General features: G+C 40.1%; 39 protein-coding genes. 36 read left to right on the top strand and 3 right to left on the bottom strand.

Annotation, left to right across the window (positions count from 1 at the left end; translation table 11 throughout):
* Positions 1–186 precede the first annotated feature (186 nt).
* From KIT90_RS25720 to KIT90_RS25695, 4 genes are all read left to right on the top strand, one after another.
* Positions 187–909 (top strand): hypothetical protein, encoded by a 723-nt coding sequence (locus KIT90_RS25720; RefSeq protein WP_140324647.1) that lies wholly within the window; start codon positions 187–189, stop codon positions 907–909.
* Positions 910–1,478: 569 nt separating this feature from the next.
* Positions 1,479–1,889: a hypothetical protein gene (locus KIT90_RS25715; protein ID WP_285379401.1), complete on the top strand. Its 411-nt coding sequence runs from the start codon at positions 1,479–1,481 to the stop codon at positions 1,887–1,889.
* A gap of 231 nt (positions 1,890–2,120) precedes the next feature.
* Entirely contained in the window at positions 2,121–2,591 is a 471-nt protein-coding gene (locus KIT90_RS25705; RefSeq protein WP_102778361.1) for a GNAT family N-acetyltransferase, read from the top strand.
* A gap of 188 nt (positions 2,592–2,779) precedes the next feature.
* Positions 2,780–3,064, top strand: a complete 285-nt coding sequence (locus tag KIT90_RS25695) for a hypothetical protein (RefSeq protein WP_011998809.1) — start codon at positions 2,780–2,782, stop codon at positions 3,062–3,064.
* Between the two features lie 125 nt (positions 3,065–3,189).
* On the opposite strand, the gene KIT90_RS25685 is transcribed toward KIT90_RS25695, so the two are convergent.
* The 3 genes from KIT90_RS25685 to KIT90_RS25670 form a co-directional block, all read right to left on the bottom strand.
* Entirely contained in the window at positions 3,190–3,585 is a 396-nt protein-coding gene (locus tag KIT90_RS25685; protein WP_017449650.1) for a leucine-rich repeat protein, read from the bottom strand.
* Positions 3,586–3,780: 195 nt separating this feature from the next.
* A complete protein-coding gene (locus tag KIT90_RS25675) occupies positions 3,781–4,059 on the bottom strand; it encodes a type II toxin-antitoxin system mRNA interferase toxin, RelE/StbE family (protein WP_005398411.1) in 279 nt (92 codons plus the stop codon).
* Positions 4,056–4,340 (bottom strand): type II toxin-antitoxin system RelB/DinJ family antitoxin, encoded by a 285-nt coding sequence (locus KIT90_RS25670; RefSeq protein ID WP_285379392.1) that lies wholly within the window; start codon positions 4,338–4,340, stop codon positions 4,056–4,058. The genes KIT90_RS25675 and KIT90_RS25670 overlap by 4 nt, the downstream gene beginning before the upstream one ends.
* 206 nt (positions 4,341–4,546) lie before the next feature.
* On the opposite strand from KIT90_RS25670, the gene KIT90_RS25660 reads away from it, so the two are divergent.
* The 32 genes from KIT90_RS25660 to KIT90_RS25420 all read left to right on the top strand — a co-directional run bounded on the left by KIT90_RS25660 (position 4,547) and on the right by KIT90_RS25420 (position 25,887).
* On the top strand, positions 4,547–5,221 hold the full coding sequence (locus KIT90_RS25660; RefSeq protein ID WP_285379390.1) for a bifunctional 2-polyprenyl-6-hydroxyphenol methylase/3-demethylubiquinol 3-O-methyltransferase UbiG: 675 nt from the start codon (positions 4,547–4,549) through the stop codon (positions 5,219–5,221).
* A gap of 181 nt (positions 5,222–5,402) precedes the next feature.
* Positions 5,403–5,957 (top strand): GNAT family N-acetyltransferase, encoded by a 555-nt coding sequence (locus tag KIT90_RS25650; RefSeq protein ID WP_285379388.1) that lies wholly within the window; start codon positions 5,403–5,405, stop codon positions 5,955–5,957.
* A 104-nt stretch (positions 5,958–6,061) separates the two neighbouring features.
* Positions 6,062–6,676, top strand: a complete 615-nt coding sequence (locus tag KIT90_RS25645) for a hypothetical protein (protein ID WP_069488672.1) — start codon at positions 6,062–6,064, stop codon at positions 6,674–6,676.
* A 156-nt stretch (positions 6,677–6,832) separates the two neighbouring features.
* The gene (locus tag KIT90_RS25635; protein ID WP_061065151.1) at positions 6,833–7,321 is read left to right on the top strand and encodes an HAD-IIIA family hydrolase; all 489 of its coding nucleotides are present in this window, start codon (positions 6,833–6,835) and stop codon (positions 7,319–7,321) included.
* Positions 7,322–7,482: 161 nt separating this feature from the next.
* Complete coding sequence (locus tag KIT90_RS25625; protein WP_285379385.1) at positions 7,483–7,785, top strand: hypothetical protein; 303 nt, start codon at positions 7,483–7,485, stop codon at positions 7,783–7,785.
* 198 nt (positions 7,786–7,983) lie between these two features.
* On the top strand, positions 7,984–8,223 hold the full coding sequence (locus tag KIT90_RS25620; RefSeq protein WP_285379383.1) for a hypothetical protein: 240 nt from the start codon (positions 7,984–7,986) through the stop codon (positions 8,221–8,223).
* A gap of 2 nt (positions 8,224–8,225) precedes the next feature.
* Positions 8,226–8,480: a hypothetical protein gene (locus KIT90_RS25615; RefSeq protein WP_285379381.1), complete on the top strand. Its 255-nt coding sequence runs from the start codon at positions 8,226–8,228 to the stop codon at positions 8,478–8,480.
* A gap of 226 nt (positions 8,481–8,706) precedes the next feature.
* Positions 8,707–9,009, top strand: coding sequence for a hypothetical protein (locus KIT90_RS25605; protein ID WP_043043865.1), 303 nt, complete (start codon positions 8,707–8,709; stop codon positions 9,007–9,009).
* Between the two features lie 255 nt (positions 9,010–9,264).
* Entirely contained in the window at positions 9,265–9,744 is a 480-nt protein-coding gene (locus KIT90_RS25595; protein WP_010448911.1) for a type VI secretion system amidase effector protein Tae4, read from the top strand.
* A gap of 14 nt (positions 9,745–9,758) precedes the next feature.
* Complete coding sequence (locus KIT90_RS25590; protein WP_051118011.1) at positions 9,759–10,091, top strand: T6SS amidase immunity protein Tai4 family protein; 333 nt, start codon at positions 9,759–9,761, stop codon at positions 10,089–10,091.
* 134 nt (positions 10,092–10,225) lie between these two features.
* On the top strand, positions 10,226–11,212 hold the full coding sequence (locus KIT90_RS25580) for an RES family NAD+ phosphorylase (protein ID WP_258471956.1): 987 nt from the start codon (positions 10,226–10,228) through the stop codon (positions 11,210–11,212).
* 140 nt (positions 11,213–11,352) lie between these two features.
* Complete coding sequence (locus KIT90_RS25570; RefSeq protein ID WP_285379371.1) at positions 11,353–11,799, top strand: hypothetical protein; 447 nt, start codon at positions 11,353–11,355, stop codon at positions 11,797–11,799.
* A 238-nt stretch (positions 11,800–12,037) separates the two neighbouring features.
* A complete protein-coding gene (locus KIT90_RS25565) occupies positions 12,038–12,382 on the top strand; it encodes an antibiotic biosynthesis monooxygenase (protein WP_038899485.1) in 345 nt (114 codons plus the stop codon).
* Positions 12,383–12,527: 145 nt separating this feature from the next.
* A complete protein-coding gene (locus KIT90_RS25555; RefSeq protein ID WP_285379366.1) occupies positions 12,528–12,938 on the top strand; it encodes a hypothetical protein in 411 nt (136 codons plus the stop codon).
* 157 nt (positions 12,939–13,095) lie between these two features.
* Complete coding sequence (locus tag KIT90_RS25545) at positions 13,096–13,449, top strand: glyoxalase/bleomycin resistance/dioxygenase family protein (RefSeq protein ID WP_158156611.1); 354 nt, start codon at positions 13,096–13,098, stop codon at positions 13,447–13,449.
* A 128-nt stretch (positions 13,450–13,577) separates the two neighbouring features.
* On the top strand, positions 13,578–13,979 hold the full coding sequence (locus KIT90_RS25535) for a hypothetical protein (RefSeq protein WP_005531021.1): 402 nt from the start codon (positions 13,578–13,580) through the stop codon (positions 13,977–13,979).
* Between the two features lie 158 nt (positions 13,980–14,137).
* A complete protein-coding gene (locus tag KIT90_RS25525; protein ID WP_262628265.1) occupies positions 14,138–14,809 on the top strand; it encodes a hypothetical protein in 672 nt (223 codons plus the stop codon).
* Between the two features lie 173 nt (positions 14,810–14,982).
* The gene (locus KIT90_RS25515) at positions 14,983–15,315 is read left to right on the top strand and encodes a YnfA family protein (protein ID WP_041061879.1); all 333 of its coding nucleotides are present in this window, start codon (positions 14,983–14,985) and stop codon (positions 15,313–15,315) included.
* 132 nt (positions 15,316–15,447) lie between these two features.
* Entirely contained in the window at positions 15,448–15,855 is a 408-nt protein-coding gene (locus KIT90_RS25505; RefSeq protein ID WP_285379361.1) for a hypothetical protein, read from the top strand.
* Positions 15,856–16,083: 228 nt separating this feature from the next.
* Positions 16,084–16,608, top strand: coding sequence for a hypothetical protein (locus tag KIT90_RS25495; protein ID WP_080536258.1), 525 nt, complete (start codon positions 16,084–16,086; stop codon positions 16,606–16,608).
* A gap of 541 nt (positions 16,609–17,149) precedes the next feature.
* Positions 17,150–17,428, top strand: a complete 279-nt coding sequence (locus tag KIT90_RS25485; RefSeq protein WP_285379359.1) for a hypothetical protein — start codon at positions 17,150–17,152, stop codon at positions 17,426–17,428.
* A gap of 573 nt (positions 17,429–18,001) precedes the next feature.
* Positions 18,002–18,355 (top strand): energy transducer TonB, encoded by a 354-nt coding sequence (locus KIT90_RS25475; RefSeq protein WP_285379358.1) that lies wholly within the window; start codon positions 18,002–18,004, stop codon positions 18,353–18,355.
* A 310-nt stretch (positions 18,356–18,665) separates the two neighbouring features.
* Positions 18,666–18,980, top strand: coding sequence for a hypothetical protein (locus KIT90_RS25470; protein WP_285379356.1), 315 nt, complete (start codon positions 18,666–18,668; stop codon positions 18,978–18,980).
* 165 nt (positions 18,981–19,145) lie between these two features.
* Positions 19,146–19,523 (top strand): hypothetical protein, encoded by a 378-nt coding sequence (locus tag KIT90_RS25460; protein WP_032801952.1) that lies wholly within the window; start codon positions 19,146–19,148, stop codon positions 19,521–19,523.
* Positions 19,524–19,662: 139 nt separating this feature from the next.
* Positions 19,663–19,980, top strand: coding sequence for a hypothetical protein (locus KIT90_RS25455; RefSeq protein WP_180825142.1), 318 nt, complete (start codon positions 19,663–19,665; stop codon positions 19,978–19,980).
* 653 nt (positions 19,981–20,633) lie between these two features.
* Positions 20,634–21,344 carry a hypothetical protein gene (locus tag KIT90_RS25450; RefSeq protein ID WP_180825143.1) on the top strand — a complete coding sequence of 237 codons (711 nt, stop codon included), beginning with the start codon at positions 20,634–20,636 and terminating at the stop codon, positions 21,342–21,344.
* Positions 21,345–21,430: 86 nt separating this feature from the next.
* Entirely contained in the window at positions 21,431–21,991 is a 561-nt protein-coding gene (locus tag KIT90_RS25445) for a hypothetical protein (RefSeq protein ID WP_180825144.1), read from the top strand.
* A gap of 343 nt (positions 21,992–22,334) precedes the next feature.
* The gene (locus KIT90_RS25440; RefSeq protein WP_032801955.1) at positions 22,335–22,817 is read left to right on the top strand and encodes a hypothetical protein; all 483 of its coding nucleotides are present in this window, start codon (positions 22,335–22,337) and stop codon (positions 22,815–22,817) included.
* 139 nt (positions 22,818–22,956) lie between these two features.
* Complete coding sequence (locus KIT90_RS25435; protein WP_285379354.1) at positions 22,957–23,337, top strand: hypothetical protein; 381 nt, start codon at positions 22,957–22,959, stop codon at positions 23,335–23,337.
* 130 nt (positions 23,338–23,467) lie between these two features.
* Positions 23,468–23,956: a GNAT family N-acetyltransferase gene (locus KIT90_RS25430; protein ID WP_180825146.1), complete on the top strand. Its 489-nt coding sequence runs from the start codon at positions 23,468–23,470 to the stop codon at positions 23,954–23,956.
* 108 nt (positions 23,957–24,064) lie between these two features.
* Entirely contained in the window at positions 24,065–24,514 is a 450-nt protein-coding gene (locus tag KIT90_RS25425; protein ID WP_285379352.1) for a metal ABC transporter ATPase, read from the top strand.
* A gap of 188 nt (positions 24,515–24,702) precedes the next feature.
* Entirely contained in the window at positions 24,703–25,887 is a 1,185-nt protein-coding gene (locus KIT90_RS25420) for a hypothetical protein (RefSeq protein WP_285379350.1), read from the top strand.
* The last annotated feature ends 72 nt before the right edge of the window (positions 25,888–25,959 follow it).

Genomic DNA, 25,959 nt, shown 5'->3' with positions numbered 1-25,959 from the left:
TTTTTACTATGCGTTGAATTTAGTGATTAAGGTGGTTTGCGGCGGCTTTTGTACTGCGTTGCTCACCCCTTAGCAGGGCGTTAGGAAAACTTATTGAGAGAGGCTGGTTTGATTTGTATTGGTTGTGATCGTGATGTAAAAAAGCTAGAGCGTAGTCACGTAATCCCCAACTTTTTTAGGAAGCGAATGACAGGTATAGAGCACAAAGGAGGTGGCGGTAAGTCTTTTGCTTTCAGTTGGTTTGGTTCATTACCTACTAAAGATCTGCCTAAGCCACCACTATTGTGTAAGGGCTGTGAAAGCTATTTAGGAAGTAATATTGAGCGCGATATTGCTCAATATCTCATGCCCAATAATTTGAGTGATTGGAGTGAGTGGGAAAAGCTCCCGATTCACGTATCTTTACTCATAGATTCACCTAATTTTAAGATGCATGTAGGAACGTACAGATATCCTGCAACCATTTCGGAGTGTCTCGATAAATTCTCAATTTCAGTAGCTTGGAGAGCTCTTCATTCAATGTCCCAGGAAGGGCACCCTCTCTCTCGTTCATTTCTAGACACAGTGCGTGGTGAAGATTTAAATGAACAAGTAAAAAAATTCATATTTCACAAGGGTGGAGAAAGACCTAATAGAGCCGCTAGATTGTTTTATCTTGGTCCTCAAGCAGCGAAAACCCTCTCAGGTTCTGAAACACAGATGCCTTTTGCATGGACTGAAATTGGTGATCACGAAGGGATTCATGGAGTAGCAGTGTTGATTGGGTTTTGGTTAATTATTTGGCCTTTGTTTGAGTTCTCTGAAGATGAGTTTGACTATTTAGATAAGCTTATAGGATTAGAAGAGAACGTGTGTGGGATGTGGTTTGGTAAGGTTATTAGTGAGCTAAGTGAGACACCGTTTTCCTAACAAGCAATTTAAGAGGGATTCACAACGCCTGGCATTTTTGCTTCTACTTCAATTTTAGTGTTTATGGCACAATGATTTAGGTTTGGGTGGAGGCGTTGTTCACCCCTTAATTGGGCGTTATGTTTACTTGTAATTCAAAAGCTTAAAGTTCTTAGGTTTTAGTCCTTTGTCCCTCTGGCAATTCGTCCCTAGTAGACTCAGCAAATCAGTATTGTCGGTCTAAGTTCTTGCATCTCTCAGCCCGTAAAACATGCCAATGTTCGAGAGTTGCTTCATTGTCAGGTCGTGGCGGTCGGCTTCTTGTTTAACTGGCTCAAAGTCGCTTTAGGGTTCTTAGCCAATCAGCATTTCGGCTTGGCAGTTGCCTCGGCAATTCAACATTGTTTTGCGCTTTGGCTGGAAAGAAAGGGCGCTTGTTGGAGCTTTGTCGGGTTGCCTCATTGGGAAGGGAAGTGGAATTACTGGTTTTGGGTTAGTCGCTTTTGGCGGCCAAGTTGGTTCTTGCCTTGTGGTTTGGTTCAGAAAGCTGGCATGAAATCGCAGTTCTTTCTCAATTAAGTCAGTAACTTGTGGTAAAACATAACAAACAATTCAACAGTGATTCGCAACGCTTGGCAATCTCACTTCGAGTTGAATTTAGTGTTTACGGCGCAGTATTCAAGTTCAGTGTATGCGCTGCTCACACGTTAATTGGGCGTTATGTGTCTATGGAGGAAAGAGTGATATCCGATATCTTAGAAGAAATTTTGACACCAGTTTCTAGGACGATTAATAAGGTTATTGGCTTTCTAGTGGTCGACGTATTCGTTGAGTTTGTATGTTATTTTCTGGGTAAAGTAACTTTGTTACTACTCACGCTTGGTAGGTTCCCTGATAAAACTAAATCACAAGAAAATAAAGGTAAAATATCACTGTTCGGGCTTACTATTTTCTTTTCAATTTTAATTTTCATCGCACACAACAACCAAGTAGGCGCATAAAAAACAAGTGACGGCGTATCAAACAGTTGGGGGTTCATCATTCGATTTGCTCACATCTTGAGTTCGCCACATAACAAATTGTTCAAGAGTGATTCGGCACGCGTGGCATTTTTGCTATGCGTTAGTTTTAGTGGTTAAGGTGGTATGCGGCAGCTTCGGTATTGCGTGCCTCACACCTTAACAAGGCGTTATGTAGCCGCGAGAGCGGCGGCAAGTTAAAAGGATTTATATATGCTGAATATTCGTCAAGCTCGCATTGAAGATATCTGCGTTCTTAAGAAGCTACAGTTTCAGCTTACTGAGTATCATAAAGCAAATTTACCTGATGACTTTTTATCACCGGAAGAAATTGAACAAAAAATAGATCTACACAAGATAATCGAAAGTGAAAGCTCAATTTTTCTGGTAGCCGAAAGCAATGGGCACTTAGTAGGTTTTGTTTTTGGTGAGTTATGGGTTCGCAAGTCTTGGACGCTCAAGCAGCGAAAAATCGCGAGCATCGAACAAATAGTTGTGGATTCATGCGTTAGAAGCCAAGGCGTTGGGCTGGCGCTAATAGAGGCATTTGAGGAAAGGGCTATTTCTAACGGCGGAGAAGAGCTGTTTTTAGAAGTATATTCCTTCAATGAAGCTGCTTTAGGTTTGTATCGCAAAGCTGGTATTGCCCCCAAAATCCTAATTGGGCAGAAAGCACTAAGCTGAAAGTCGGCTACATAACAAATTGTTCAAGAGTGATTCGGCACGCGTGGCATTTTTACTATGCGTTGGTTTTAGTGGTTAAGGTGTTATGCGGAAGCTTCGTTATTGCGTGCCTCACACCTTAACAAGGCGTTATGTGTCAACGTGAAAAATTCACCGATTAGGATGATTAATATCTAAGGAGAGATATTGTGGAGTGGTCAGTTTTAATAGTATTTGTTGTGTTGTTGATATTCATCGGTCACAGAGAAATATCTGCGATGAAATACAAGCATAAACTGTTGGAACGTAAGATAGACTTCTTACTTGAACGTTCGGGTTTGTCTTTAGATAAACACTTCGGTGTACCAGCCCAGGTGTTAGATGCTGTCAAATCAGGTAACAAGCTAAAAGCGCTGCGACTTTATCGAGAGGAAACTGGCGCTTCTTTAGTTGATGCTCAAAAAGTCATCGAAGAACTCTGGTCAGACACATAACAAATTGTTCAAGAGGGATTCGCAACGCGTAGCATTTTTACTATGCGTTGGTTTTAGTGATTAAGGTGGTGTGCGGGAGCTTCAGTATTGCGTTGCTCACCCCTTAACAAGGCGTTAGTTGTACATCAGAATTCGTCTTCTTCTTCTAATTCGTCTAAATACTCTGGTGAGTGAATTGCACAATAATCAACATCGGCATTTTCATTTAGTATGTCGACTTTTATCTCCGCATCTTCCATGTAAAGAGCGTATTCGCCAATAAATTCAACAGATTCAGGAACAACGATATGAGTTATAAAATTCATACTAAGCGCCCCATACTCTAGTCGCTGTAATGTGTTTGGCAGAATTATATTTGTTATCCAATTGTGGCAAAATGCATTTCGACCAATGATACGAACTTCTACGTTGTCAAAGTGGGAAGGTATTTCGATATCCCTATAATCAGCCTCGTAAGAAAGGATCGTGCCAGTTTCTTTGTCAAACTTAACGTCATTTACTTCTAGGGTATGGGTAGTCATTGTTAAATCCATTAATAATCTTATTGAAGTCAATATGCTACTAGGGAAATATACAACTAACAAACTGTTTAAGAGTGATTCGCAACGCGTGGCATTTTTACTATGCGTTGTGTTTGGTGTTTAAGGTGGTATGCGGGAGCTTTGGTATTGCGTTGCTCACACCTTAACAGGGCGTTAGTTCCCCAGAGGAAGCAATCAATCCGTAGGGAATTTTTGTTTCTGGTGTAGTACACGCATAACTCGGATGATATCGCCCTCAACCCAGTAAGATACAATCATCGAAATCTCAGGAATAATGAGCAATCGTCCGCGGATGCCATCTCGTTGTACACCCATTAAAGGTTGTTCAAGCAAGTTTTCTACTTTTGCTTCAATGAGGTTGTCAGTTTTTTCTGCCGCATCAGGGTTGAAGTCATAGAGAAACTCGAAGATCTTTTCACGATCATTAAGTGACTCTTCTTCCCATAAAATCATTGCTTACCTCGATTACGGATTCTGGCTTTGCGCTCTTCCATTCGAGACTTAGCAGTATGGTGCTCAACGAAAACAGATTTTCCTGAGTCAAACTTCTCAAATGCTAGGTTTACTTGTTCAGTTAGCCATGCATCGTGAGATAATGTTTTTCTTTGTTGTTCAGCGAGTTGCTCAGTAAGTTCACGGCAAGCATCACTTAGAGTTCGACCTTGGCTCTCAGCCATTTGTTGAGCTAGGCGTTTTGTTTCTTCATCAACACGAAATTGAATTCTAGTGTCCATGATATATTCCTTTGTTGGTGTGTGTACAAATGTTAGCACTAGGCTTTGAGATGGGCAACTAACAAACAATTTAAGAGTGATTCGGCACGCGTGGCATTTTTACTATGCGCTGGTTTTAGTGATTAAGGTGGTATGCGGGAGCATCGTATTGTGTGCCTCACACCTTAATTGGGCGTTAGCCTACCTTTCAAAAGTTGGAACAATGGATGACTAGTTTGAAATACGACCAAAATGAAATAAATAAGGAAGGCTGGGAAAAGGTTGCCTTGGCGTATTCGGGAGATTCCGCCTCAGAAGATGACCCTAACTTACGTGAGTTTGCGAGGAATGAATTTATAAAACGCCTTGATGGAAAACACATTTTAGAGGTTGGTTGTGGACCAGGAACGGACGCAGCAAAATTTCATGAGCTAGGTTTTGAGGTTCTTGCCACTGATTATTCCTCTAGGTTTTTAGATGTTGTTCGAGAAAGATACCCGTACTTAAAAGTTAAGCTTTTTGACATGGTACAGCCTGAGTCCTTACATCAAAAATTTGATGGAATATATGGTTTTGGCAGCTTCATTCATATTCCTAGAGAACTGTGTTGCGAGTCACTAAGAAACCTCAATGGGATTTTAAAGCGTGGAGGCGTTCTATGTTTGCAGTTGATCCAATCTTCAAAAGGCATTGAGCAATACTATATTGATGATTGGGCTGGTGATCCTCAATGTTCAATGTTATTCAACTGCTATGCCCCTGTAGAAATTGAAGCGAAGTTAAGACTTGCTGGGTTTACCGAGGTAGAGTTTCTGACGATGCCAGCAAGCATTTATGATGAAATTCCGCGCTTGATTGAGCGAGGGATCACAGGGTACTTTGTTTTCGCTCGAGCGGCATGAAACCGAACCCTAATTTGGGCTTGTAGGCTAACAAACTGTTCAAGAGGGATTCGCAACGCATGGCATTTTCATTATGCGTTGGTTTTAGTGGTTAAGGTGGTATGCGGCAACTTCGGTATTGCGTTGCTCACCCCTTAACAGGGCGTTAGGCAAAGAGAAGAAACAATCAGCAGAGGAAGCAATGGAAATAAGAGCAGCAAAGTTAGAAGACATCAGTCAAATCGTAGAACTCCAAAAATCTTGTCATGTTTCTAACTTGGATGAGTCTGATAAATCCGATGGCTTCTTAAATACAGTTATGGACGAAGCGCTTCTAAATCAAGTTATCGAACAAGAGCAGGCTATCTTTGTTGCAGAACTCAACAATACGATAGTAGCTATGGCTGCTTGTGCTTCATGGAAGTTTTGGGAATGCTCTGAAGGACTTACCTCTGTGGCAAATAAACTTGGTTCATTGTTGGTTGGTAACACTCAACTCAGTTCCAACAGCTCATACTTTTGGGGACCAGTCTGTGTAAGTAAGGCTTGTCGTGGTCAAGGTGTGTTTGAGAAGTTGTTTCGTTTCAGTTGTGAAGTAAGAGGTGTTGAATTTCCTTATGTTTACACGTATGTGCATAAAGACAATGCTCGCTCTTTCGTAGCTCATACCAATAAAGCAGGTTTTAAATACACCAAAGACTTTGAGCTAAGTGGGCAAACCTTTCAGGAAATGGTGCGCGAAACAAAATTTGCCTAACAAAGCATTTAAGAGTGATTCGCAACGCTTGGCGTTTTCGCTTCGCTCAAGTATAGCCAAGCGTCGCTCACACCTTAATGCGGCGTTAGCAGTAATGAGGAACTATGGAGCTATTTAATCAATTTGTTGTAATCATGGGGGGAACGAGCGTCGTTCTTGCTGCTTTGTTTGGTTTGATAGGCAAGCTCTGGTTATCCGTAGTAATAGAGAAATATAAAGGCTCTATTAATAAAGAACTGTCCAAATTAAAGGTTGAGCTAGATAAGTCTTCGAAACGCTATGAGGCTCAATTAAGTAAAATTACTTACGTCTCACAAGTGCAATTTGATCATGAATACCAGATATATAGTAAGGTTTGGAGTTCACTCGTAGAACTTAAAGTTGCTACGGAGAAGTTACGACCATTTATGGACTATATCGACCCTAACCAAACGGAAGATGCTCGAAAGTTCGAGCGACTTAAAGCGTTTGCTAAACCTTACAGCGAGTTTTCAATTATGCTCGAAACTCATAAACCATTTTATGCAGAAACCGTTTATGAGGCACTAAAAGAGGTAAAAGCTAAATGTCATCATGAGAGTGTTGATTTTGAGGTGGGCAGGCGTCATGAGCCAGGTTATTACCAAGACGCAATTCAAAATAGTGAGCAGATATCCTCAGCCATAGATAAAGCGTGCAATCAGATTAGGTCTCGCCTTCAAGAAGTCACGGTGATCTAATTACTGCTAACAAACTGTTTAAGAGTGATTCGCAACGCGTGGCATTTTTACTATGCGTTAGTTTTAGTGTTTAAGGTGGTATGCGGCAGCTTCGGTATTGCGTTGCTCACACCTTAACAGGGCGTTAGCTTTCTTCAGAACTCAAAGAGTTACTCGATGGATTTGAATAGGTATGAATTGGTCATCTTTGATGCTGACGATACACTACGGGAGTGTACTGTTGAAGGTCAGTTTTATCCGCTTGCACACGGGGAGTGGGTGTTAAAAGGTGATGTTTGTAATGTCCTCAGCGAATACGATTGGACATCCAAAAAATTTGGTATTGCGACAAATCAGCCGGGTATATCTAGGGGTGAGTTTACAGAGGAAGTAAGTCTTCAACTCCTTAATGATATGGTTATAGGCGTTTTTGGTTTTCTTCCGGATAGAGAAGCCATTCAGTTTTGCCCGCATGCCATTGATGGTGAATGTGACTGCAGAAAGCCAGCAGGCGGAATGTTAAAGCGCATAATAGCGCATTTTGATGTCGAGCCCGCATCGACGGTTTTCGTAGGTGATCGCCTTAAAGATAAAATTGCAGCGGAAAGCGCAAGTTGTGATTTTATCTGGGTTCACGATCTTGTAAACGGAAGCTCCAAAAGCTAACAAACTGTTCAAGAGGGATTCGCAGCGCGTGGCACTTTTACTATTCGTTGGTTTAAGTGATTAAGGTGGTATGCGGTAGCATCGGTATTACGTTGCTCACCCCTTAACAGGGCGTTATATTTTTTATCAATTTCAGAGCTAGAATCATGGATGGAGGCCTCGTGAAGCCAATAGTGGTAACTCTATGTGGAAGTATAAGATTTAAGCAGGCATTTTTGGATGCTAACTTTAATGAAACCATGGCTGGAAATATTGTTCTAAGCGTTGGTGGCTTGGAGCGTGATGAGCATTTCGTTCTGACAGAAGAAGAGCAACGAATGTTAGGTGAGCTGCATAAACGCAAAATAGATATTTCTGATGAAATTTTCGTTTTAAATGTGGGTGGGTATATCGGGAAAAGTACCCAAAGCGAAATTAAATATGCTCGACAACACGGAAAAAATGTACGGTTTCTTGAAAAATAATCGAGCCCTGACAGATTTTCTAGGCTTACACTTGGTGCAAACCAAAATATAACAAAGCATTTAAGAGTGATTCCCAACGCTTGGCATTTTTCATTCCATCGTTGGTTTTTGTGTTTACGGTGGTATGGTTGGGTTTCGTGGTAGCGTTGCTCACACCTTAATGCGGCGTTATGTTTAATCAAAAAAGAGTAGTATTTTATGGAAAAAATCATTCTTGAATTGACGGGAGAATCAGAATCATTCGTCCGTAAACTAAGCAAACAAGGAATGACAAATGCGGAAATCTTTGGGAAAGCACTTTATTGCCTGAATCAATTTGAGCAAGGAGCCTTGGTTTTTTCGAAGCCAGAAAATGACGTGATAGCTTCATTTTCTGATGATTTTCCAGAGAGCAGTTTTGTTATTGAAGAAGACTATAAAAGGAAAGAGGAAGATTAGTTATGAGTAATTTGGAAAACCTCCCTAGTCTTTCTGGAGTCTCCGGTACTATCGAAAAGTCAAGGCGTACTATAGCTTTAATCGTTATATGTTCATTTGTAAGTTTTGTTGGAGCTATCGTCCTATATAGTATTTTTTCCTCTGATGATAATAGTTTCCAAAACGGTAAAGATCTTATTTCTGTACTTGGTTCTACATTTGGCGGTTTGTGTGGGGCGGTTGTCGGATTTTACTTTGGTAGCGAATCCAAACAATAAACATAACAAACTGTTTAAGAGTGATTCGCAACGCATGGCATTTTTACTATGCGTTGCGTTTGGTGTTTAAGGTGATATGCGGTGGTTTGGGTATTGCGTTGCTCACCCCTTAGCAGGGCGTTATGCAACCACACGCAAATTTCCTCATATGAGATATCCCCAATAGAAAAGTATGCAATCCAATGTACAATAAGCTCCAATATTTCACCAGGTTATAGGTTGTACAATGGATAAGCAGTTAGCGAAAGAAATCATGATGTCGATCGGTCATGAGTATGAATATGAAGTTTATGATGGTGGTTCTGAAATCCAGATTTATTTTGACCGAACAAAGCATGGTATAGCATATCAAATAAAGGATTCTACGCATCCAAAAGCCAGAGAAGGGAATTGGCTTCAGGTACATCAGTGGGAAGACGAAATTAATGACTATGGTCCAGCTTTACATTCATTGCGGAGCATGGGTGATGTTATTGCTTTCACACAAACACTTATTACCTTTGCAAGCATAAAATCCAAACGTCAGTAGTTGCATAACAAACTGTTTAAGAGTGATTCGCAACGAGTGGCATTTTCACTATGCGTTGCGTTTGGTGTTTAAGGTAGTATGCAGGAGCTTTGGTATTGCGTTGCTCACACCTTAACAGGGCGTTATAACTCTTTTGTCAGTTTCATTGTTACACAACTAAGCTTGAAGCCCTTCGAGAACGGTTTACTTGTTGTTACTGCCGCTGCTGCTTTTGTGAGACCTTATCGCACAAATAACTGATAGGGAGATATTTTCATGGCAGCACGTCCTAGCCTACTAAAAATGAAAGTTGCCTTTGCTAAGGTAAACAGAGATGTGTCTGAAGTAGGTACCATTATCGGCGGTAAAGTAAATCACAATATTAATGTTCTAACACCAGAGCAGGGGCGGTTTGAGAATGCTTGTGCGATACGTATGTCATATGCACTTAACTATGCTGGTTTCAAAGTACCCTACATAAAAAACAAAACTGTCTCCGGTGGACAGGGGAATTGGTACATTTATCGCGTGAAAGATTTGATCAACTTTTTGTATCAAAAATTTGGTGAGCCAGAGTTGGTGGTTCAAAACCCCAATGCTAATAAACTCTCTGAATACAAGGGCATTTTAGTTGTTGATGTAGATACTTGGTTAGACGCATCAGGTCATGCAAGTATTTGGACTGGTTCAAGATGTACAGATAGCTGTTACTTTCCGGACGCAAAAAAGGCTTATTTATGGAAATTAGAAGATTAGTAAGCAGTATAAGCATGGCTCTTTGTAGTCTCGGAGTTACCGCAAGCCCACTCAGTACTCAAAGTGATGAGCAGCTGTTTAAAAACTTCGCTCTCTCATCTTGTATTGCTACCTATTACAAAAACTCAGATGTTGCGAAAGATGCGATAACTGCAATGCAAGGCTATCGAGAGTTCTCCGAGCTTCCTTTAGAGTCGTTCTTTGAGGTAAGCGAGCTATTAGACACAGACGATATGTCTAGGTACAAATCAAAAAATGGTAACGTGATCGAGTTGGCTTACTGTGTAGACTTTTCTAATTCAGACGGTGTTCATAAGCTGTACATTAAGGCGAAATCAGAGTTATAACAAACTGTTTAAGAGTGATTCGCAACGCGTGGCATTTTTACTATGCGTTGCGTTTTGTGTTTAAGGTGGTATGCGGGAGCTTCGGTATTGCGTTGCTCACACCTTAACAGGGCGTTAGGTTTAATAGGTTATACATGTTAACAATAGAAGAAAGACAAAGACTCGAAGCACTAGATGACTATGGAATTGAAGAGTTATTCACAAGTGAGTGCGAATCTTGGTTTACAGCGGATGTTGCGTGCTGTGATAAGTGCGTCAATGATTATTTAAAATCTTGGCCGTTTACCGAAGGAACAGAAGATTTTCAAAATAACTCAATGGATATTGAGTATTTTTATGAGAGTACTATCCTACAGGACTGCTATTCACTTGAAGACTATAAACAATTGATGCAATTAGTTGAATGTCCTAGATGTGGTGAAGCACTTACCGGATATTTTTATCCATATAGCCTTCCATTTCAACCAGTAGATTGTTTTGAAGTGATCCTTGATGAGTTAATGGCAGTTGCACATGAATCACCATTTGTTCTTTTAAAACACTACTTCGCAGCACAAGTCAGTAATGCAATTGAAGAACTTTCTGACCAGGCTAATCCAACATCAATAGCTGAACATTTGTTTCGTGCTCGTATAGCAGAACAGATTGAAATACCTACAGTTCAGGAGTTTGATGTTACTCCTAAGAAGTATGCTTCAGAAGGTCGTTATAATCATGCTGGTTTACCAGCTTATTATCTAGGCAGTGACTTGCAAACATGTTATGAGGAAATGAGGCGGGCCGACTGTTATATAGCAGAAATTAAAGTTACTAAGCCTGTCAAAATACTCGATCTTTCAGCAACATATGAAAATCACAAGAAACACAGTGATATGCTCGATACGATGGTTTATTCAGCTTTAGTAAGTGCTAAACATCAAGACGAAGGTCAATACAGACCACAGTATATTTTCTCTCGCTTTATTGCAGATTGCGCAAAATATGCGGGTTTTGACGCAATCAAATATCCATCAACACGTACAGAGCATGGTTGTTTTAATATTGTGTTTCTTAATGCAGATATTGGGCTTGGTAAGGGTTGTGAATTGATAGATGTTCATACTTACCCACCACACGAATAAACCTAACAAACTGTTCAAGAGTGATTCGCAACGCGTGGCATTTTTACAATGCGTTGCGTTTAGTGTTTAAGGTGGTATGCGGGAGCCTCGGCATTGCGTTGCTCACACCTTAACAGGGCGTTAGGCTTACAGAGGAAACTATGAAAATACTGTATTCAGGCGGTCTACAGATTCGCTCTCACGATGCACAAGAACGCTTGTTAAATGTTAATACCTTCTTAGAAGGTGAATTCGCTTTCCATAACTTGTATCGAGAAGTTAAAGCAAGCGATTTTCCTATTGCTCAAGATTGTTTTGGCGACCAATTCCTTATTAGAGATAACTTGGTGGTTAAGTTGAATTCTGAAACTGGTGAGATTGATGAATTTGGTTGTACCTGGGAGCAATTTTTGGCTTGGGTAGACGAGGACCCAATTGAAAGATTGAACATTCCAAGCGATTTGGAGCTAAAGGTTGGTCAGCTGCTATTCGCTTATCCACCTTTTTGTACTGTTGAAGGCAGCAATGCATCAATAAGAGCAATTGATGGTATTGAGCTAATCAGCTTTCACGCAGATTTTGCAAGGCAGATAAATGGTGAAAGTTAAGCCTAACAAGGCGTTTAAGGCAGATTCCCAACGCTTGGCATTTTCGGTTTGATTCAACTTTAGTGTATACGGCACAGTGGTTTAGGTCGGGTGGCAGCGTTGCTCACTACTTAACGCGGCGTTATGTGAATGGCGAAAAATCACAGAATCTAATCTCTAACTTCTTGCTACAACTCATATTTACAGCTGCTCCAATTCGGTAAAATGCTCGAATATATTAGTCGTAGCCTGGTGAGTTATGATCGCAGTAATTTTTGAAGTCCAGGTAGCAGAGGGTAAAACTTCTGAATATCTAGATATTGCAAGTGAACTAAAACCGCTGCTATCAGATATTGATGGTTTTATCTCAATCGAACGTTTCCAAAGTCTAACAAATGACAGCAAGGTTCTATCTTTGTCATTTTGGCGTGACGAAGAAGCAATTCAAGAGTGGCGCAATCTACAATCTCATCGATTTGCTCAATTAAAAGGTCGTAGTGGTGTTTTTGAAAGCTACAGACTCAGAGTTGCGGGTGTCATCAGAGACTATGGCATGGACATACGTTCAGAAGCCCCAAAAGATAGTATCGACGCACACGGCTAAAATTCACATAACAAACTGTTCAAGAGGGATTCGCAACGCGTGGCATTTTCACTATGCGTTGGTTTTAGTGTTTAAGGCGGTATGCAGCGGCTTCGGTATTGCGTTGCTCACCCCTTAACAGGGCGTTAGGCATCAAAGGTTACAAATGTACAGCTCGATATTGATACTATTGTATGGTTTTTTGGTTTCACTTGGTGCAGTTTCGGGTACTTGCACACAGGGAGATGATGGACGTTTTTATGCTTCGATAATGTATGGCTCAGTGCTGTTCATTCTCATCATGGTCAGGCTTCTTCGTGAAAATAGAGGTTTACAATTTATATGGATTACGCCCTTAATTGCTTTGTTAGTTGCTATGTCGGTAACTTATTTCTGGGCACCTTTTGTAATTGAAACAACCATTGAAGGTCATCATTTGTGTGGCAAAGAGTTTGATTCTCATTTGGCAGAGTCTGATGTCTGGTCTAGAAGCATACCAACGCTCCATATTGTTTTCTCGTTGGCTATTTTCATGCTTTCATTTTGGAAGTTAATTAGGTGCAAAACGGGTAAGTAGTTTGTGGTGACAAGATGCCTAACAAACTGCTCAAGAGGGATTCGCAACGCGTGGCATTTTTACTATGCGTTGGTTTAAGTGATTAAGGTGGTATGCGACGGCATCGGTATTGCGTTGCTCACCCCTTAGCAGAGCGTTATGTGGTTGGAGAAAAATTATGAATCCATCAGCGGTTCTTGTTCATGTCTCAGATGTAGCGAAAGGGCTTGAATGGTACAAGAAAGCTTTTCCAGAAGCCGTTCCGGTTTACCATCCTGACTTTGACTTCACAGCGCTTAATCTAAATGGTTTCTCACTAGAAATAGTCAAAGCAGATAAAAAGGTTGGTGCTGGTAAAAGTGGTACAGTTGTTTACTGGTCAGTAGACAATTTATGTGTTGCTCTGGCTCATTTTGAAGAGCTAGGTGCGTGTCTTTATCGTGGACCAATGGAAATTGAAGATGGGCTTTCAATGTGCCAAGTTGAGGACCCATTTGGAAACTTAATAGGACTACGCGGGAAAACCACATAACAAATTGTTCAAGAGGGATTCGCAACGCGTGGCATTTTTACTATGCGTTGGTTTTAGTGTTTAAGGCGGTATGCGGCGGCATCGGCATTGTGTTGCTCACCCCTTAACAAGGCGTTAGGAGTTTGCGCATGAAATTGATTTTTAGTGTCGCTTTAACATTGTTTGCATTCAGCTCTAACGGAGCAGAGCAAGTAACCACAAAAGATTTGTACGAGAAATTCAACATGAGAACTGTCTATAGCTCTTATGGTCAGAATTTAAAGTGGTATTGTGAAAGTTATCCTAGAGAGTTCTTTTCTACAGAAGAGGCTTCGTTTGTTTCTGATAGTCGACTTGAGTTAGTGTCAGGTGACAATGTTTGGATTTTCACTATTTCAGAGCCAAATATAGTTACTATTGGAAATCAGATAACATCGGGTACATATAACAGCGTCTCAACGTATGAGCTTTACTTTGACCCTCGGACTCAGGACTGGAGGGCAAATGAAACATATATAGACATACCGAAAGATTGTGAACGCTATGAATAAAACTCCTAACAAACTGTTCAAGAGGGATTCGCAACGCGTGGCACTTTTACTATGCGTTGGTTTTAGTGTTTAAGGTGGTATGCGGCGGCTTCAGTATTGCGTTGCTCACCCCTTAACAGGGAGTTAGAACTTACTGCTAAAAAATCATAGAGTTAGAAATGAAAGAGTTACTTTTATTATCAGTTTTGCTATTTGGAGCAAACGTTTTAGCACAAGAAAAAATCGACTTTGATAGCCCCTATCAGGAAATCGTTCCTAATGGTCATACCATAATTGAGGCTATTCATGGTGACCTAAATGGAGATAGTCGAGACGATATTGTTTTGATGATACAAGGTACAGATCAAAACAAAATTGTCATTGATGAGCTCCGTGGTCAGTTAGATCTCAACCGAAGAGGAATTATTGTTGCTTTAAGAAATAACAACAAGTACGACGTTGTTGTTGAAAATGACAATTGCTTCTTTTCTGATGATGAAGATGGAGGTGTATATATGGTTCCATATATCGAAATAAGTATAAAAAAAGGAAACTTATATATTCATTTTGCACATGGTCGATATGGGTATTGGAGGTACAACTTCCGTTACCAAGATTCGGATCTTGAGTTAATCGGTTATGATGAAAGCGCTAATAGAGGTCCGAGAGTTGAGGAAGTTACTAGCATTAACTACCTGACAAAAAAGATGCTCACTAAAGAAAATGTTAATGAGCTTGACGATTATGACCCAATATTTACAGAGGAGTGGTCAACCTTTGTGCTTGAACACAGGTTTAAGTTAAGTCAAATCAGCGACTTTATTGAATTTGGTGATGGTGTCAGAAATTAATAGACTCGCACCGATACGTAATTCTAACAAACTGTTTAAGAGTGATTCGCAACGCGTGGCATTTTTACTATGCGTTGCGTTTAGTGTTTAAGGTGGTATACGGAAGCATCGGTATTGCGTTGCTCACACCTTAACAGAGCGTTATGTGGTTGCATTAAAACGGAGAAAATCAATTGATAGAATTTAAAACAATCGGCTTATTCTTTGTTACGGCAATTGCGGAAATACTTGGTTGTTACTTACCTTATCTCTGGTTAAAAGAGGACAAGTCGGTTTGGCTTTTAGTTCCGGCTGCATTCTTCTTAGCGTTATTCGCATGGTTGCTATCTCTTCACCCAACAGCAGCAGGTAGAGTTTATGCGGCGTATGGTGGAGTCTATATTTTTGTAGCTATCATATGGCTTTGGGTAGTAGATGGTATCCGTCCTAGCTTATGGGATGTACTAGGTGTGTCAGTCGCACTGTTAGGTATGGCAATCATAATGTTCGCGCCCAGAACCACATAATAAACTGCTCAAGAGGGATTCGCAACGCGTGGCATTTTCACTATGCGTTGATTTTAGTGATTAAGGTGGTTTGCGGCGGCTTTTGTATTGCATTGCTCACCCCTTAACAGGGCGTTAGCTGTTTAAGGGAAAATGAGAAAATACGATAAGCCGCTATTCTGGCTGTATATAAAAACAAGAGACTCGTTGTTGTCATCTTTTAAGGGCTTTCTGGGAATGCTTTTAGTGTTGTTCGGGGCAGTAGTAGTTTTAGGTAATGAATCCCCCGAGAATGTCTGGATTTCGGTGGGAATCATTTTACTAGCATCTAGTCTTCCAGTCTCAATGGGCCTGATGATGGTAAAGCTCAAATTTAAGAGTTTTGCTGGGTCAATACCTACAGCAGAACTAGCGTATTTTTTACAGCACGATGAAGGTGCAAACTTAGATAAAGCTGTGAGAGGTTTATTTTCGTTATGCCTATCTTTTATGATTTACCTTTGGTTTACGATGGTAACTATCGCAGTACTCGGTATGTTGGGAGCAAAGCTCGTGTTGTAAAACACAGCTAACAAACTGTTTAAGAGGGATTCGCAACGCGTGGCATTTTCATTATGCGTTGATTTTAGTGTTTAAGGTGGCATGCGGCGGCTTTTGTATTGTGTTACTTACCCCTTAACAGGGCGTTAGCTTTCTAGAAGTCGATCGCATAGATGGCGATGATAAATAGGTCACTATTTCTTCTGATTGTATTAAGTACTTTCTTCTATTATCAACGGAATGAGAGTAATGAATAACGTTAGTCGTTTGCCTTATAAATTACCTAGCAACGAAGCCGATGCGGTTAAATCATTGGCGAAGATATTGAATATCCCACAACACTTAGTTCAAGGAGATCTTGTTAAAGTCTCGCAAGCTATGTCTGGAACCATCATGTATCGTCAGTTGGGCCGCAATGCTAGGCAACAAGCTATGGCAATTATACATAGCTTAAGTAGCGGTCCTTTAAAGAGTTGTCTCATAACAAGATGCACAGATGTGTTGGTAAATCCTCAATGGGGAGAGTGGTCACTGACTACTGAAGAGCTAACTGAAATTCTAAAATTTCATAATGACTTTAACCGATGGTCAAGTATCTTGGGAGCAAATCCTGGAGCTTATGGAGCAGGCGGAGCCGCTTGGAGTATCATCAAACAAGGTGCTAGCTCTGGGAATGTAGCTGTTTTGATTGCATCAATTGCTCTAGTGGGAATTCATGAGTTTTCTTATAGCGAAATGCAAAAGTACACGGCAGAGTTAGAAAGGCGAAAGTGATGTTTAAATATACAATATTGTCGCTATTTAGTTATCTAGTGCTAATCTCTTTTTCTATATACTTGGGTTCTGCACTTTCAATCCCAGCTCTTCAAGGGAACAACATTATAGCGTTATTGCTACCCCTTATCGTTCTTAACTATAAGTTGAACATTGAGAAAGGCTTTAGCGGGGGGAAAGTCTTCATTGCATTTTTTGTATCGATAATCTATTGCTTTGTTTCGAGTGTCGTTTCGTACATTCAACAAGCAAGGTTTCTTGATACAGTAGAAGTTAGTTTAGTGACTTTATTCCCTTTCGCTTTACTATGTATATTATTCGCGACAAAACGCATATAAAGCTAACAATCTGTTTAAGAGTGATTCGCAACGCGTGGCATTTTCATTATGCGTTGAATTTAGTTATTAAGGTGGTATGCGGCGGCATCGGTATTGCGTTGCTCACCCCTTAGCAGGGCGTTAGACGACATGATATAAACGATAGAGTAGTGATAGTATCTTGGCGTGAATCTAGCTTCAGTTGATAGGAAAGGAGTGGATTAATGAATGGTAAAGCATTTGATAATTGGCAAAAATCGCGAAAGAAAGGATGTTTAAATTGGCTTTTCCGAACAACTTTCGTAACAGCTATTTTGTACATGATTTTTAATGTTATTTTCCTTTATCCATCTTCTGATGCGGCAAGCATTACGATTTTCTTATCGGATCATGCTCTTAATTACTCAATTTACACGGTCGGGATGTTCTTCGCATTTTTTGCTATTTGGCTATACAACGAATCTTCGTATGAGAAAGAAGTTAAACTTAGAAATGTCGCCTAACAAACTGTTCAAGAGGGATTCGCAACGCGTGGCATTTCTCATTCCATCGTTGGGTTTTGTGTTTTCGATGGCATAGTTTAGTTTCGTGGCAGCGCTGCTCACGCCTTAATGCGGCGTTATGTGTCCGAATAACCCAGAACTATTCAAAGAGGTTAAATTGAAATTCATAAAACTCTCGATCTTAATTTATATTAGTGTGTTTGCTTTCCAACTAATTACTCATGTTATCTTTCCGGAGACGATTGGGCGACACGAGTGGGTTTCTTGGCTGGTAGTAGCGCTATTGTGTATAGGCATGCTTGGCCTTTGGTTTGCACCAGCGGTTGTCGCTTTCCATGCCAAAAAAATTAGACATCGAGTACTGGTAATTTTGTTGTCTTTGAGTCTCCCTTTAATTGGTGGCTTCGTAAGCTACTCTATCTTGAAAGGTGAGCTTAAGTGTCAAACATACACATAACAAATTGTTCAAGATGGATTCGCAACGAGTAGCATTTTTACTATGCGTTGGTGTTAGTGATTAGGGTGGTATGCGGCAACTTCGGTATTGCGTTGCTCACCCCTTAATAGAGCGTTATGTTGTCAAAGATTAAGTATGAAGATTTTAATATTATTTATAGCGGCATTATTGTCTGGCGTGTTGGTTTAATTGAAAGTGCTAGTTCCCCAAATTATCAAGGACACAAAGCTCGGGACAGTGTGTCGCCCAGGAACTCTAAAAGTTCAGGGAAACAAAAATTAGTCGGTACTGTTGTACTCACGTTTAATATTAGTAGTCAGGGTGATGTGATTGACATAATGGTTATTGACTCCGTACCTAAAGGAGTGTTCGATGCTGAAGCTGTGCGAATTTTATCAAAACGGAAGTATGCGCCTTCTGAAAAAGGGGAAACTGTCCCTAAAAAAGCTAAGTTCGAGTTTAAAATTTGACACATAACAAATTGCTTAAGATTGATTTGCAACATGTAGCATTTTCGCTATGCGTTGGTTTAAGTGATTAAGGCGGTATGCGGCGGCTTCGGTATTGTGCTGCTCACCCCTTAGCAGGGCGTTAAACGACATATGGAGGCTAATCAGGTGAAATTGAGTTTGATAGCTTTGCTGTTATGTTTAGTTCATTTTGTTTCGCTGGAAATTTGGGTAAAGGGAAAGAAGACGCACAATACTTATTTGACTCGGTGCTGCCTTTTGCGGAAAAATGGTAGCTGAGTGTGGAGAGTTTTATCCATATGGTGCGGCGATGCCTTTAACAGGAGACGTTGTTGATGTATCGGTCTTCGAAGGGAACGAATACCCACCTTCATCCGAGATCATTGATTTGCTCAATTCTGCCTTTCTTAAAGCAGCTGCAAATCGACAATATAGGACCACCGCGGTAGTTTACGATGTTCGGATTACGCTTCCATCAGGTAAGGTTTCAGATGCAACAACCGTTAATCTTGATCATCATTCTGGTTATTCTATTGTTGTGTATTTGCCTTACAAAAAAGTAAGTCAGGCTATAGAGTACGGTGAACTATCAGTTCTAGAAGGTCATGGAGCAATATTTAATTAAGCGCGTGATATGTGCGTTTAACAAAAATGTTCAAGAGGCATTCACAACGCGTGGCTTTGTTACTGTAAGCTGGTTTTAGCGGTTAAACAGGTATGCGGTAGCATCGGTATTGCGTGCCTCCCACCTTAATAAAGCGTTACGATTCAATGGAGAAAATAAGAAAGTATGAGAAAAGGAGTTGTCTTTTTAGGCTTTTTCGTTGCTGCGACGCTGAGCGGTATTATTTCCGCGTTTTTAACCTCGAGTTTCTTGTTGAACGATCTGCTCTATTCAAAAATGCGATTTTTAGAAGTCGATAGAAATTCACAAAATGATATTACAATGCTTGTGGCGCTTGAGTTTGCTGAACTCGCAGAACAACGAGATTATGACGCTATTCTAAACAGAGCATGTGTTCAACTAGACCTTGTGTCTGGACGCCTTGATTTTTCAAAGTCCCAAGAAAGCTTAATTGTTCAAGAACGATTAAAAGAGCGGGACACAAAGGCAATAGAAACAGTTAAGAGGTTAAAGGATCTTGGTTACTGCCAACCTAAAGCATAGCAAACTGTTTAAGACTGATTCGCAACGATTGACACTCTCTATATACGTTGGGTCTAGTGTTTTAGGTTATATACGCTAGGTTGGATTTTAAGTTGCTTATCTCGTAACAGAAGGGACTGTATTATTGAAGGAACTTAATATGCTGATGACTCGAATTGCAAAGTACGCACTATTTTTGCTTAGTATTGTAATTATTATAGCTGTTGGTTTTGAACAATTATATTTTCGAGGCAAGCTTATAAGGGTTCATCACGGAGTGGTTCTATCTTCGTGGGATAACACCAATGCTCCTGGTAAAAGTCGAAGCATTCATATTTATAGAGCTGCTGTGGAGTTGGACAATGGTGAGGTGGTTCAGGTAATTTGCGAGTCGATGTGTATTGAGGGCAAAGTCGTGGTGGTAGAGCAGTTCAAGCCATTGTTTGGTGACTACAGTAATTACTACACTTCATTCTAAGTTTTGCGACCATTTCTAACAATACTCAAAGCAATCTGATCATGTGGGGGATTGCGGGCGTATGTCATTTTTACTCGTTGTTCACCTCTTCACGTTGTGCAAATTAGCTACGGCACTCGGAGCTATCGGATATTGGAGAAGGCACAATGATTAGACGTAATGACGTTCTTCTTTCGTTAACAATGTGAAGTTTGGTGAGTAGCGTAAGTCAATTGACATCCTATATTTATAGCAAATTACATTAAGGGGTTGTTACATTTTTTGAGCGTGACTCATATGCTTTCGGAACTGTCGATAGTTAAAGGCCAAGTTGACCACGTCCGCTAACTTGTTTCCTAAAGATCTATTCCGAACTCGTGACACCTCGCTGCGTACATTGCCTTTCCTCTTCCAAACTCTCATTTTTAAGTATTGGCAAAGTTTTGTAGTTACTCGTCTCACTTCAGTGTTCTAAATCTTTCGTGTTATCTGGTTTTTCAATATCTTGTCGGTTATAGATGTGGGTTATGTATAAGTCTGTGCGTTTTGTGGAAGTTATTTTTTTGGCAGATGGCATTTGATATCCGGTCGCTCAAGTAAATGGAGCACTGCACAGTAGTGTTGCATGGCGATACTTGCATTTTAATAAACCGCTATCATTAGAGAGGAAACTTATGAATTTGAGGTTGGGAATAGCATTAATTGCATGTGGTAGTGTTTTGAGCGGTTGTGCTTCAACTTCTTCGGATGCATATCTAGCTGAACGCGAAGATTTGATTGAAAAGATCAAGACATCTAAGGCGTGTTGTAATAGCGCTTCAGAGTTGAAGTACACATCTTTAGAGCGTGCCCCTAGCGCGCAAATATTTTACATTGATCGGACCTCTCAGATTCTGGATACCAATGGAGAGAACTCTTTAGTTTTAGCGTTGGAATTACCGGAGGAGGCTTCGCGAATCGAATTCAAAAGCTTAAAAACAACAAGCTGGGATACGACTGGTGGGCATTTTGCTCCTATCGTTCTTCAATTGGATTCTGGTTTCAACCAGGTATCCAAGCACGCATATACAGGGTACTCAACCAACAATGCGATGGTTCAATGGTCGGGTATCGGTGGCGATATCAAGTTAGAAAGCGATGCTAGATACCTTCTTTTTTATACTACTCAGCAGTTATTGGCTAAAAGGACCGCTTCTTATTGGAGTGGCTCTAGGAGCTATGAAGTTAATGTGCCAAAGGAAGTTCTTGATGCTGCGCCACTTTATGAAAAGCACACTGTTGGTTTCACGGCTAAACCAAATACTCCAGATGGAAGAATAGAAATACATGTATGCAAAAGTGGTGATAGATCCTTTGACCAGAAGCTTAGCGATACATGCATCTGACTAAAACAAATTGTTTAAGAGCGATTTGCGACACGTGATGGTTTTACTTGAACGCGATATTACATTTCTATAAGAGGATTAAGAGCATGAACAGAGAAGTTGTTCTGGCGAGTACCTTCGCGATGTTACTAACAGCTTGTAATTCGACGACTAAAAATAATATTGTAAATTATGAGGCCGAAGGCAATTTACGCACCTCTGAACCCGTTAGTTGTGTCGCTGTGAATGAGTTAACAAACAAAAGTAATCCCGTAGATCTGTTCTATGGCGTGAATTCTTGTTTGGATATGGGAGACTATGCTAAAGCAGCCGACCTTTACTTGGTCGGTATGTCCTATGGGCTTTTTGATACTAAGCGAGTGATTGATCAGTCTGCACACCAAGCAATTCCAGTTTTACGTGTAAAAATGTTGAGAAATAAGCCACAAAGTGTTGTGAGTAATTTTCAGGAAGCTCTAAATCGTGTTATTTCGGAGAGCACTCCTATTTGCGACAACCTTATTAAGTTAGGGCCTCCTCAATACATTCCAACGTATATGTTGCAGCATGGTCTTAGAGGAGACAACGCTGAAGTTGGATTACATCAGGATTTTGACCCAAATAAAACGTGGAAAAATACTTTATTAACAATAGCAAAGTGTGTTTAAAGCTAATAAGGCACTTAAGAGGAAAAGATGATTATAAACATACTAAAAAGATTAGTACTTACATCTATTTTGATGGTCTTAGCTGCGTGTGGTTCCATGTCTGACTCACCGACATATGATGGAGTCTATTACCATGAAGGCGACTCGGCGCATTATCTGAGTCTGAAAGCGAATGGTAAATTTGAGTTGTTAGAAAGAGGCAATTTTATAGTGGGCTATTATAAAGTCAGAGCTAGGGTACTTCATCTCTATAAGGACAGTCGTTGCTTTTCTGAAGGGATGATTATGAACGGGTACATAATTGACCCTGACAAAACTAAATGGGTTAAATCAGAATCAGTAAATGAAAAAACATAGAAAATACCTAATAAGCAGTGATATTTTTGGAAAAGCCATGAACTACAAAATCTTATATATAACCATATCAATGCTTCTTCTTGTTGGCTGTTCAGGGGCATCAAACAGGCTTCACGATGAGCTATTTCTTTGTGGGGTTGAAGCTACAGTAGATGCTAGCGATATTCTCTATATGCTTGAAGTTCCAGATACTAACGAGGCAATAGCACACTCCGTTTCTCAATATGTATATCGAGGAGCTCAACTGGCGGCCGAATATGGCTACGACAAATTTGCTTTGGTTAATGTGCCATCCTGTTTAGAGCCCACGAATATCGGTGTCTACGTCTATGATTACGATGAAGAGTTACAGAATATTGAGGTTGTCTTAAAGCGTTCACCAGAAATTGAACTTTTAGGGATTTTCAATACAGTAGATTATCATGGTAAAAGGTATATAGATTTAAACACAGTACCTGGTGTGACATAAAAATAACAACTTATTACATAATGATTTTAAACACATAGCAATGTTATTGTACGTTAGGCTTATTGGTTAATGTCATATGTGGGGTGTTTGATTATGCTAGTTCACTCTTAATAAGGTGCTGTATAAATAAGGAGGTTTTGTGAAAAAGTGGAAGTTTTTATTCTGGGTAATGTGTTTCTTGGCAGTTATAAACATTATTCAATTACCATTCTCCGCAGAGCTTGATATCGGTTCGTTTATTGGGTCATTCATAACTGCAATTTCTCTTGTTAGCTTTTACGGCTTCAGTTATCGAGTTGCTGTCGGGAGCAAACTGTTAGCGATTGTCATCTTTGGAATTAATGCACTTTCGATGCTGGGTTTTGCGATATTTAGCGTGCTTTTTCTACTAACCTACCTAAGTGCTGGGACATTGTTCTTGTTTGTTACGGGGATGGGAATGTTATGGGTTTACATGTATCCGCTTTATGTGTATGCGTTTAAATCGGAAGATATTTGGATGCGGGAAAAAACGATATAGCAAATAATTCAACGACGATGCCATGAATGTCGTGTTTTTGATATGCATTGATTTAAAATATTAAAGTGACTTGTAGCAATAAAACTACCAGGGGCGTCTCTTAACAAGGCAATATATCTCAGGAGAAAATATGAAGATTGAGGTGCAAGAAATATCACCCAGTGAAAAGGAATTGATTCAAAGCTTGCTGCAATTTTATGAGTACGAATTCTCGATATATGAAGAAGATGATGTTGATGAGAAAGGTTATTTCGAGATTGCGGACGTTGATGAATACTTCGAAATTAAAGAGTATACGCCATTATTAGTGCGAGTCTTGGGACAACCAGCTGGTTTTGTCATTGTTAATTCAGACCCTAGTGCTGAACAAGGGAGATACCTCATTGAAGAGTTCTTCATAATGAAGAGGTTCCAGCAAAAGGGCGTGGGGAGTGAGGTGGCAAGTCAGGTTTTTGATATGTTCGGCCAAGACTGGGTTGTTAGGGTGATAAGTGAAAACGTAAAAGGTCAATCATTCTGGAAGAAGGTAATAGGCCATTACACTGATGGGGACTTTTCTGTTGAAGTTTTCAATGATGAATCGTGGGAAGGCCCGATATATACATTTAGTAAGTCGTAATAGATAGATGACAAGTACGGAAGTTAAGTGTTTTAGTTTTAGTGCAGAAGCGTAGCACATATTTTTAAGCTCCTCGATAAGCATCATATACAAAGGGTTGGAACACAGATGAAAGGAATGAGCGGGATCTTGAACGGATTCTCTTGGGGAAGTGGTTTTTCGATAGCAATTATTGTAAGCGGGTTGATTTATACAAAGTTCATCGAGCCGTCATTGGGAGGCCTACTTGAAGACAGAAAGGTGGATGAGAAAACCGTTGAGTATTTTGCGGGTCTCAAAACAGAATATGGCTTAACACTGGAAAACGTGTTCATAGATGGGAATGATGTCCGTCTAGCAGTTGTGCAAGAAAACCGATTAGATGAGGCATTATATTCACGTGAAGTGATAGCGTCAGCTTTTGATGTTGACGGTAGCTTTATCGGTAATTGTCTGGGTAAAAATGAAATATTCGTCATGCAACCAAAAGAGACTACGTACCTTGAATTTAAATGCAAATTTTTGCCCAGTCAGGTAGAGAGAATTGAATCTTTTAAGTTGAGGGTCAAACCAATTTGAGACGCACAAGAAAAATTGATAGGTTGTGCCAGATTAGCAGAGATAGGTTAATTATTATTGAATGTATTTTCCGTGCGATGTAATAAATGATTTAATGTAATCATGACTAACATTAAAGATTAATTTTTCACAGGGAAATTCCCAATAGTTACCATGGATTAAACTATAACAATATATTAGGAATGATAATGAAAGTAGTTGTGTTGTTATTTTTGTGTTTTTCAGCATTTTATTCCAATGCAGAGTTGTATGTGTTCGGTCCCTACATATCAAATACATCCATCACAACGGTCGAGCAGAAGGATAGCCAGTTATATGTCAATTTTGATGGCGATTTAGATACACTTCCAAGTAATCTTCAAAACCGACTTCCATTTGTAACAGATACACGACAAAAATCGGAAGAGATCACGTTTGTTACGTCTAAAGAGACAACTGAGGGGCTGCGTTTCGAATCAACAATTACTGAGTTTAAAAACTATCGGAAACAAAATGGTGAATATATAGAAGAAGCACCACTAAAGTCTGTTGCAATTGGGGGCTTGTGGCTAGAAGGGGATATATCAGAGTCAGATAGAATGTCCAATGTGGTCGTATATAGCCCGCAAGAGGACAAAGACTTAGAGCTAGCCATGAAGAAAATATTCGAGAGTGCATATCAAAAAGCTACAATATACAACAAGACGTTTTTTAATGACCAACCCATCCCCTTTGAGGATACACTCGATTTTTCCTTAAATGCCAACACTAGTGTTGTTATGAACTTAAAAGGGCATCACACGTTAACTCGTATCGAAGGTGGTTTTGCGTATTTTTCTGAACAAGCACACGGTGTTCTTACTTTTGATGGGGATGACTTAGCGGTTGAGGTGCTCTTAGATATCGAAGGTGAGCTGATATACAGTTTAAAAGAGCGACTTATCGTGAGTGAGAAAAAGCGCAGCACGACAACAATCTCAGAGCCCATGTACGATGGTATCTTAAATTTGGTTACCTCCGATGTTGTAAAGATTTCACGGAAAAGAACGAGTAAGTCATCTGCTCCTAACAATGTCCCTTTAGTTAGGGATTTATTTGTTGGAACTTGGACATTAAGTGAGACAGATCAGACTCTCATGAAGCAAGGTGTTAGCCTCACTTATCACCATGACGGCAGCTTAGTCGCTCGTTGGTATGAGGATAAATCATGCCAAAAAGTAGAAGAAGTATTCACGGGAACTTGGTTTGTTAAAGATGGATACCTGATTTCAATTGGGGGTGATAACATAAAAACGGAAGATCGAATTTTAGCAATTGACCAATCAACGTATAAACTGCGTGGGGAAGATGGCAGTATTCAAAACCGCGTTAAAACTAACAAGTGCATAGACTGATTGAAGTATGTTATCTCCAGCCGAACATATTAATTTATAGGGAGAAAAACGGCCCGTCAGGGGAGTTGGGCC

The organism is Vibrio sp. B172a (assembly GCF_030248355.1).
Classification (GTDB): domain Bacteria; phylum Pseudomonadota; class Gammaproteobacteria; order Enterobacterales; family Vibrionaceae; genus Vibrio; species Vibrio owensii.
Note: the sequence above shows the minus strand (reverse complement) of the source record. Positions and strands in the feature narration are given on the sequence as shown.

What these genes read in the sequence shown, in the direction of transcription:
- KIT90_RS25720 (WP_140324647.1), top strand. Translation starts at nt 187, where the DNA reads ATGACAGGTATAGAGCACAAAGGAGGTGGCGGTAAGTCTTTTGCTTTC.
- KIT90_RS25705 (WP_102778361.1), top strand. Translation starts at nt 2,121, where the DNA reads ATGCTGAATATTCGTCAAGCTCGCATTGAAGATATCTGCGTTCTTAAG.
- KIT90_RS25685 (WP_017449650.1), bottom strand. Translation starts at nt 3,585, where the DNA reads ATGACTACCCATACCCTAGAAGTAAATGACGTTAAGTTTGACAAAGAA.
- KIT90_RS25675 (WP_005398411.1), bottom strand. Translation starts at nt 4,059, where the DNA reads ATGATTTTATGGGAAGAAGAGTCACTTAATGATCGTGAAAAGATCTTC.
- KIT90_RS25670 (WP_285379392.1), bottom strand. Translation starts at nt 4,340, where the DNA reads ATGGACACTAGAATTCAATTTCGTGTTGATGAAGAAACAAAACGCCTA.
- KIT90_RS25660 (WP_285379390.1), top strand. Translation starts at nt 4,547, where the DNA reads ATGACTAGTTTGAAATACGACCAAAATGAAATAAATAAGGAAGGCTGG.
- KIT90_RS25650 (WP_285379388.1), top strand. Translation starts at nt 5,403, where the DNA reads ATGGAAATAAGAGCAGCAAAGTTAGAAGACATCAGTCAAATCGTAGAA.
- KIT90_RS25645 (WP_069488672.1), top strand. Translation starts at nt 6,062, where the DNA reads ATGGAGCTATTTAATCAATTTGTTGTAATCATGGGGGGAACGAGCGTC.
- KIT90_RS25635 (WP_061065151.1), top strand. Translation starts at nt 6,833, where the DNA reads ATGGATTTGAATAGGTATGAATTGGTCATCTTTGATGCTGACGATACA.
- KIT90_RS25620 (WP_285379383.1), top strand. Translation starts at nt 7,984, where the DNA reads ATGGAAAAAATCATTCTTGAATTGACGGGAGAATCAGAATCATTCGTC.
- KIT90_RS25615 (WP_285379381.1), top strand. Translation starts at nt 8,226, where the DNA reads ATGAGTAATTTGGAAAACCTCCCTAGTCTTTCTGGAGTCTCCGGTACT.
- KIT90_RS25605 (WP_043043865.1), top strand. Translation starts at nt 8,707, where the DNA reads ATGGATAAGCAGTTAGCGAAAGAAATCATGATGTCGATCGGTCATGAG.
- KIT90_RS25595 (WP_010448911.1), top strand. Translation starts at nt 9,265, where the DNA reads ATGGCAGCACGTCCTAGCCTACTAAAAATGAAAGTTGCCTTTGCTAAG.
- KIT90_RS25590 (WP_051118011.1), top strand. Translation starts at nt 9,759, where the DNA reads ATGGCTCTTTGTAGTCTCGGAGTTACCGCAAGCCCACTCAGTACTCAA.
- KIT90_RS25580 (WP_258471956.1), top strand. Translation starts at nt 10,226, where the DNA reads ATGTTAACAATAGAAGAAAGACAAAGACTCGAAGCACTAGATGACTAT.
- KIT90_RS25570 (WP_285379371.1), top strand. Translation starts at nt 11,353, where the DNA reads ATGAAAATACTGTATTCAGGCGGTCTACAGATTCGCTCTCACGATGCA.
- KIT90_RS25565 (WP_038899485.1), top strand. Translation starts at nt 12,038, where the DNA reads ATGATCGCAGTAATTTTTGAAGTCCAGGTAGCAGAGGGTAAAACTTCT.
- KIT90_RS25555 (WP_285379366.1), top strand. Translation starts at nt 12,528, where the DNA reads ATGTACAGCTCGATATTGATACTATTGTATGGTTTTTTGGTTTCACTT.
- KIT90_RS25545 (WP_158156611.1), top strand. Translation starts at nt 13,096, where the DNA reads ATGAATCCATCAGCGGTTCTTGTTCATGTCTCAGATGTAGCGAAAGGG.
- KIT90_RS25535 (WP_005531021.1), top strand. Translation starts at nt 13,578, where the DNA reads ATGAAATTGATTTTTAGTGTCGCTTTAACATTGTTTGCATTCAGCTCT.
- KIT90_RS25525 (WP_262628265.1), top strand. Translation starts at nt 14,138, where the DNA reads ATGAAAGAGTTACTTTTATTATCAGTTTTGCTATTTGGAGCAAACGTT.
- KIT90_RS25505 (WP_285379361.1), top strand. Translation starts at nt 15,448, where the DNA reads ATGAGAAAATACGATAAGCCGCTATTCTGGCTGTATATAAAAACAAGA.
- KIT90_RS25495 (WP_080536258.1), top strand. Translation starts at nt 16,084, where the DNA reads ATGAATAACGTTAGTCGTTTGCCTTATAAATTACCTAGCAACGAAGCC.
- KIT90_RS25485 (WP_285379359.1), top strand. Translation starts at nt 17,150, where the DNA reads ATGAATGGTAAAGCATTTGATAATTGGCAAAAATCGCGAAAGAAAGGA.
- KIT90_RS25475 (WP_285379358.1), top strand. Translation starts at nt 18,002, where the DNA reads ATGTTGTCAAAGATTAAGTATGAAGATTTTAATATTATTTATAGCGGC.
- KIT90_RS25470 (WP_285379356.1), top strand. Translation starts at nt 18,666, where the DNA reads ATGCCTTTAACAGGAGACGTTGTTGATGTATCGGTCTTCGAAGGGAAC.
- KIT90_RS25460 (WP_032801952.1), top strand. Translation starts at nt 19,146, where the DNA reads ATGAGAAAAGGAGTTGTCTTTTTAGGCTTTTTCGTTGCTGCGACGCTG.
- KIT90_RS25455 (WP_180825142.1), top strand. Translation starts at nt 19,663, where the DNA reads ATGCTGATGACTCGAATTGCAAAGTACGCACTATTTTTGCTTAGTATT.
- KIT90_RS25450 (WP_180825143.1), top strand. Translation starts at nt 20,634, where the DNA reads ATGAATTTGAGGTTGGGAATAGCATTAATTGCATGTGGTAGTGTTTTG.
- KIT90_RS25445 (WP_180825144.1), top strand. Translation starts at nt 21,431, where the DNA reads ATGAACAGAGAAGTTGTTCTGGCGAGTACCTTCGCGATGTTACTAACA.
- KIT90_RS25440 (WP_032801955.1), top strand. Translation starts at nt 22,335, where the DNA reads ATGAAAAAACATAGAAAATACCTAATAAGCAGTGATATTTTTGGAAAA.
- KIT90_RS25430 (WP_180825146.1), top strand. Translation starts at nt 23,468, where the DNA reads ATGAAGATTGAGGTGCAAGAAATATCACCCAGTGAAAAGGAATTGATT.
- KIT90_RS25425 (WP_285379352.1), top strand. Translation starts at nt 24,065, where the DNA reads ATGAAAGGAATGAGCGGGATCTTGAACGGATTCTCTTGGGGAAGTGGT.
- KIT90_RS25420 (WP_285379350.1), top strand. Translation starts at nt 24,703, where the DNA reads ATGAAAGTAGTTGTGTTGTTATTTTTGTGTTTTTCAGCATTTTATTCC.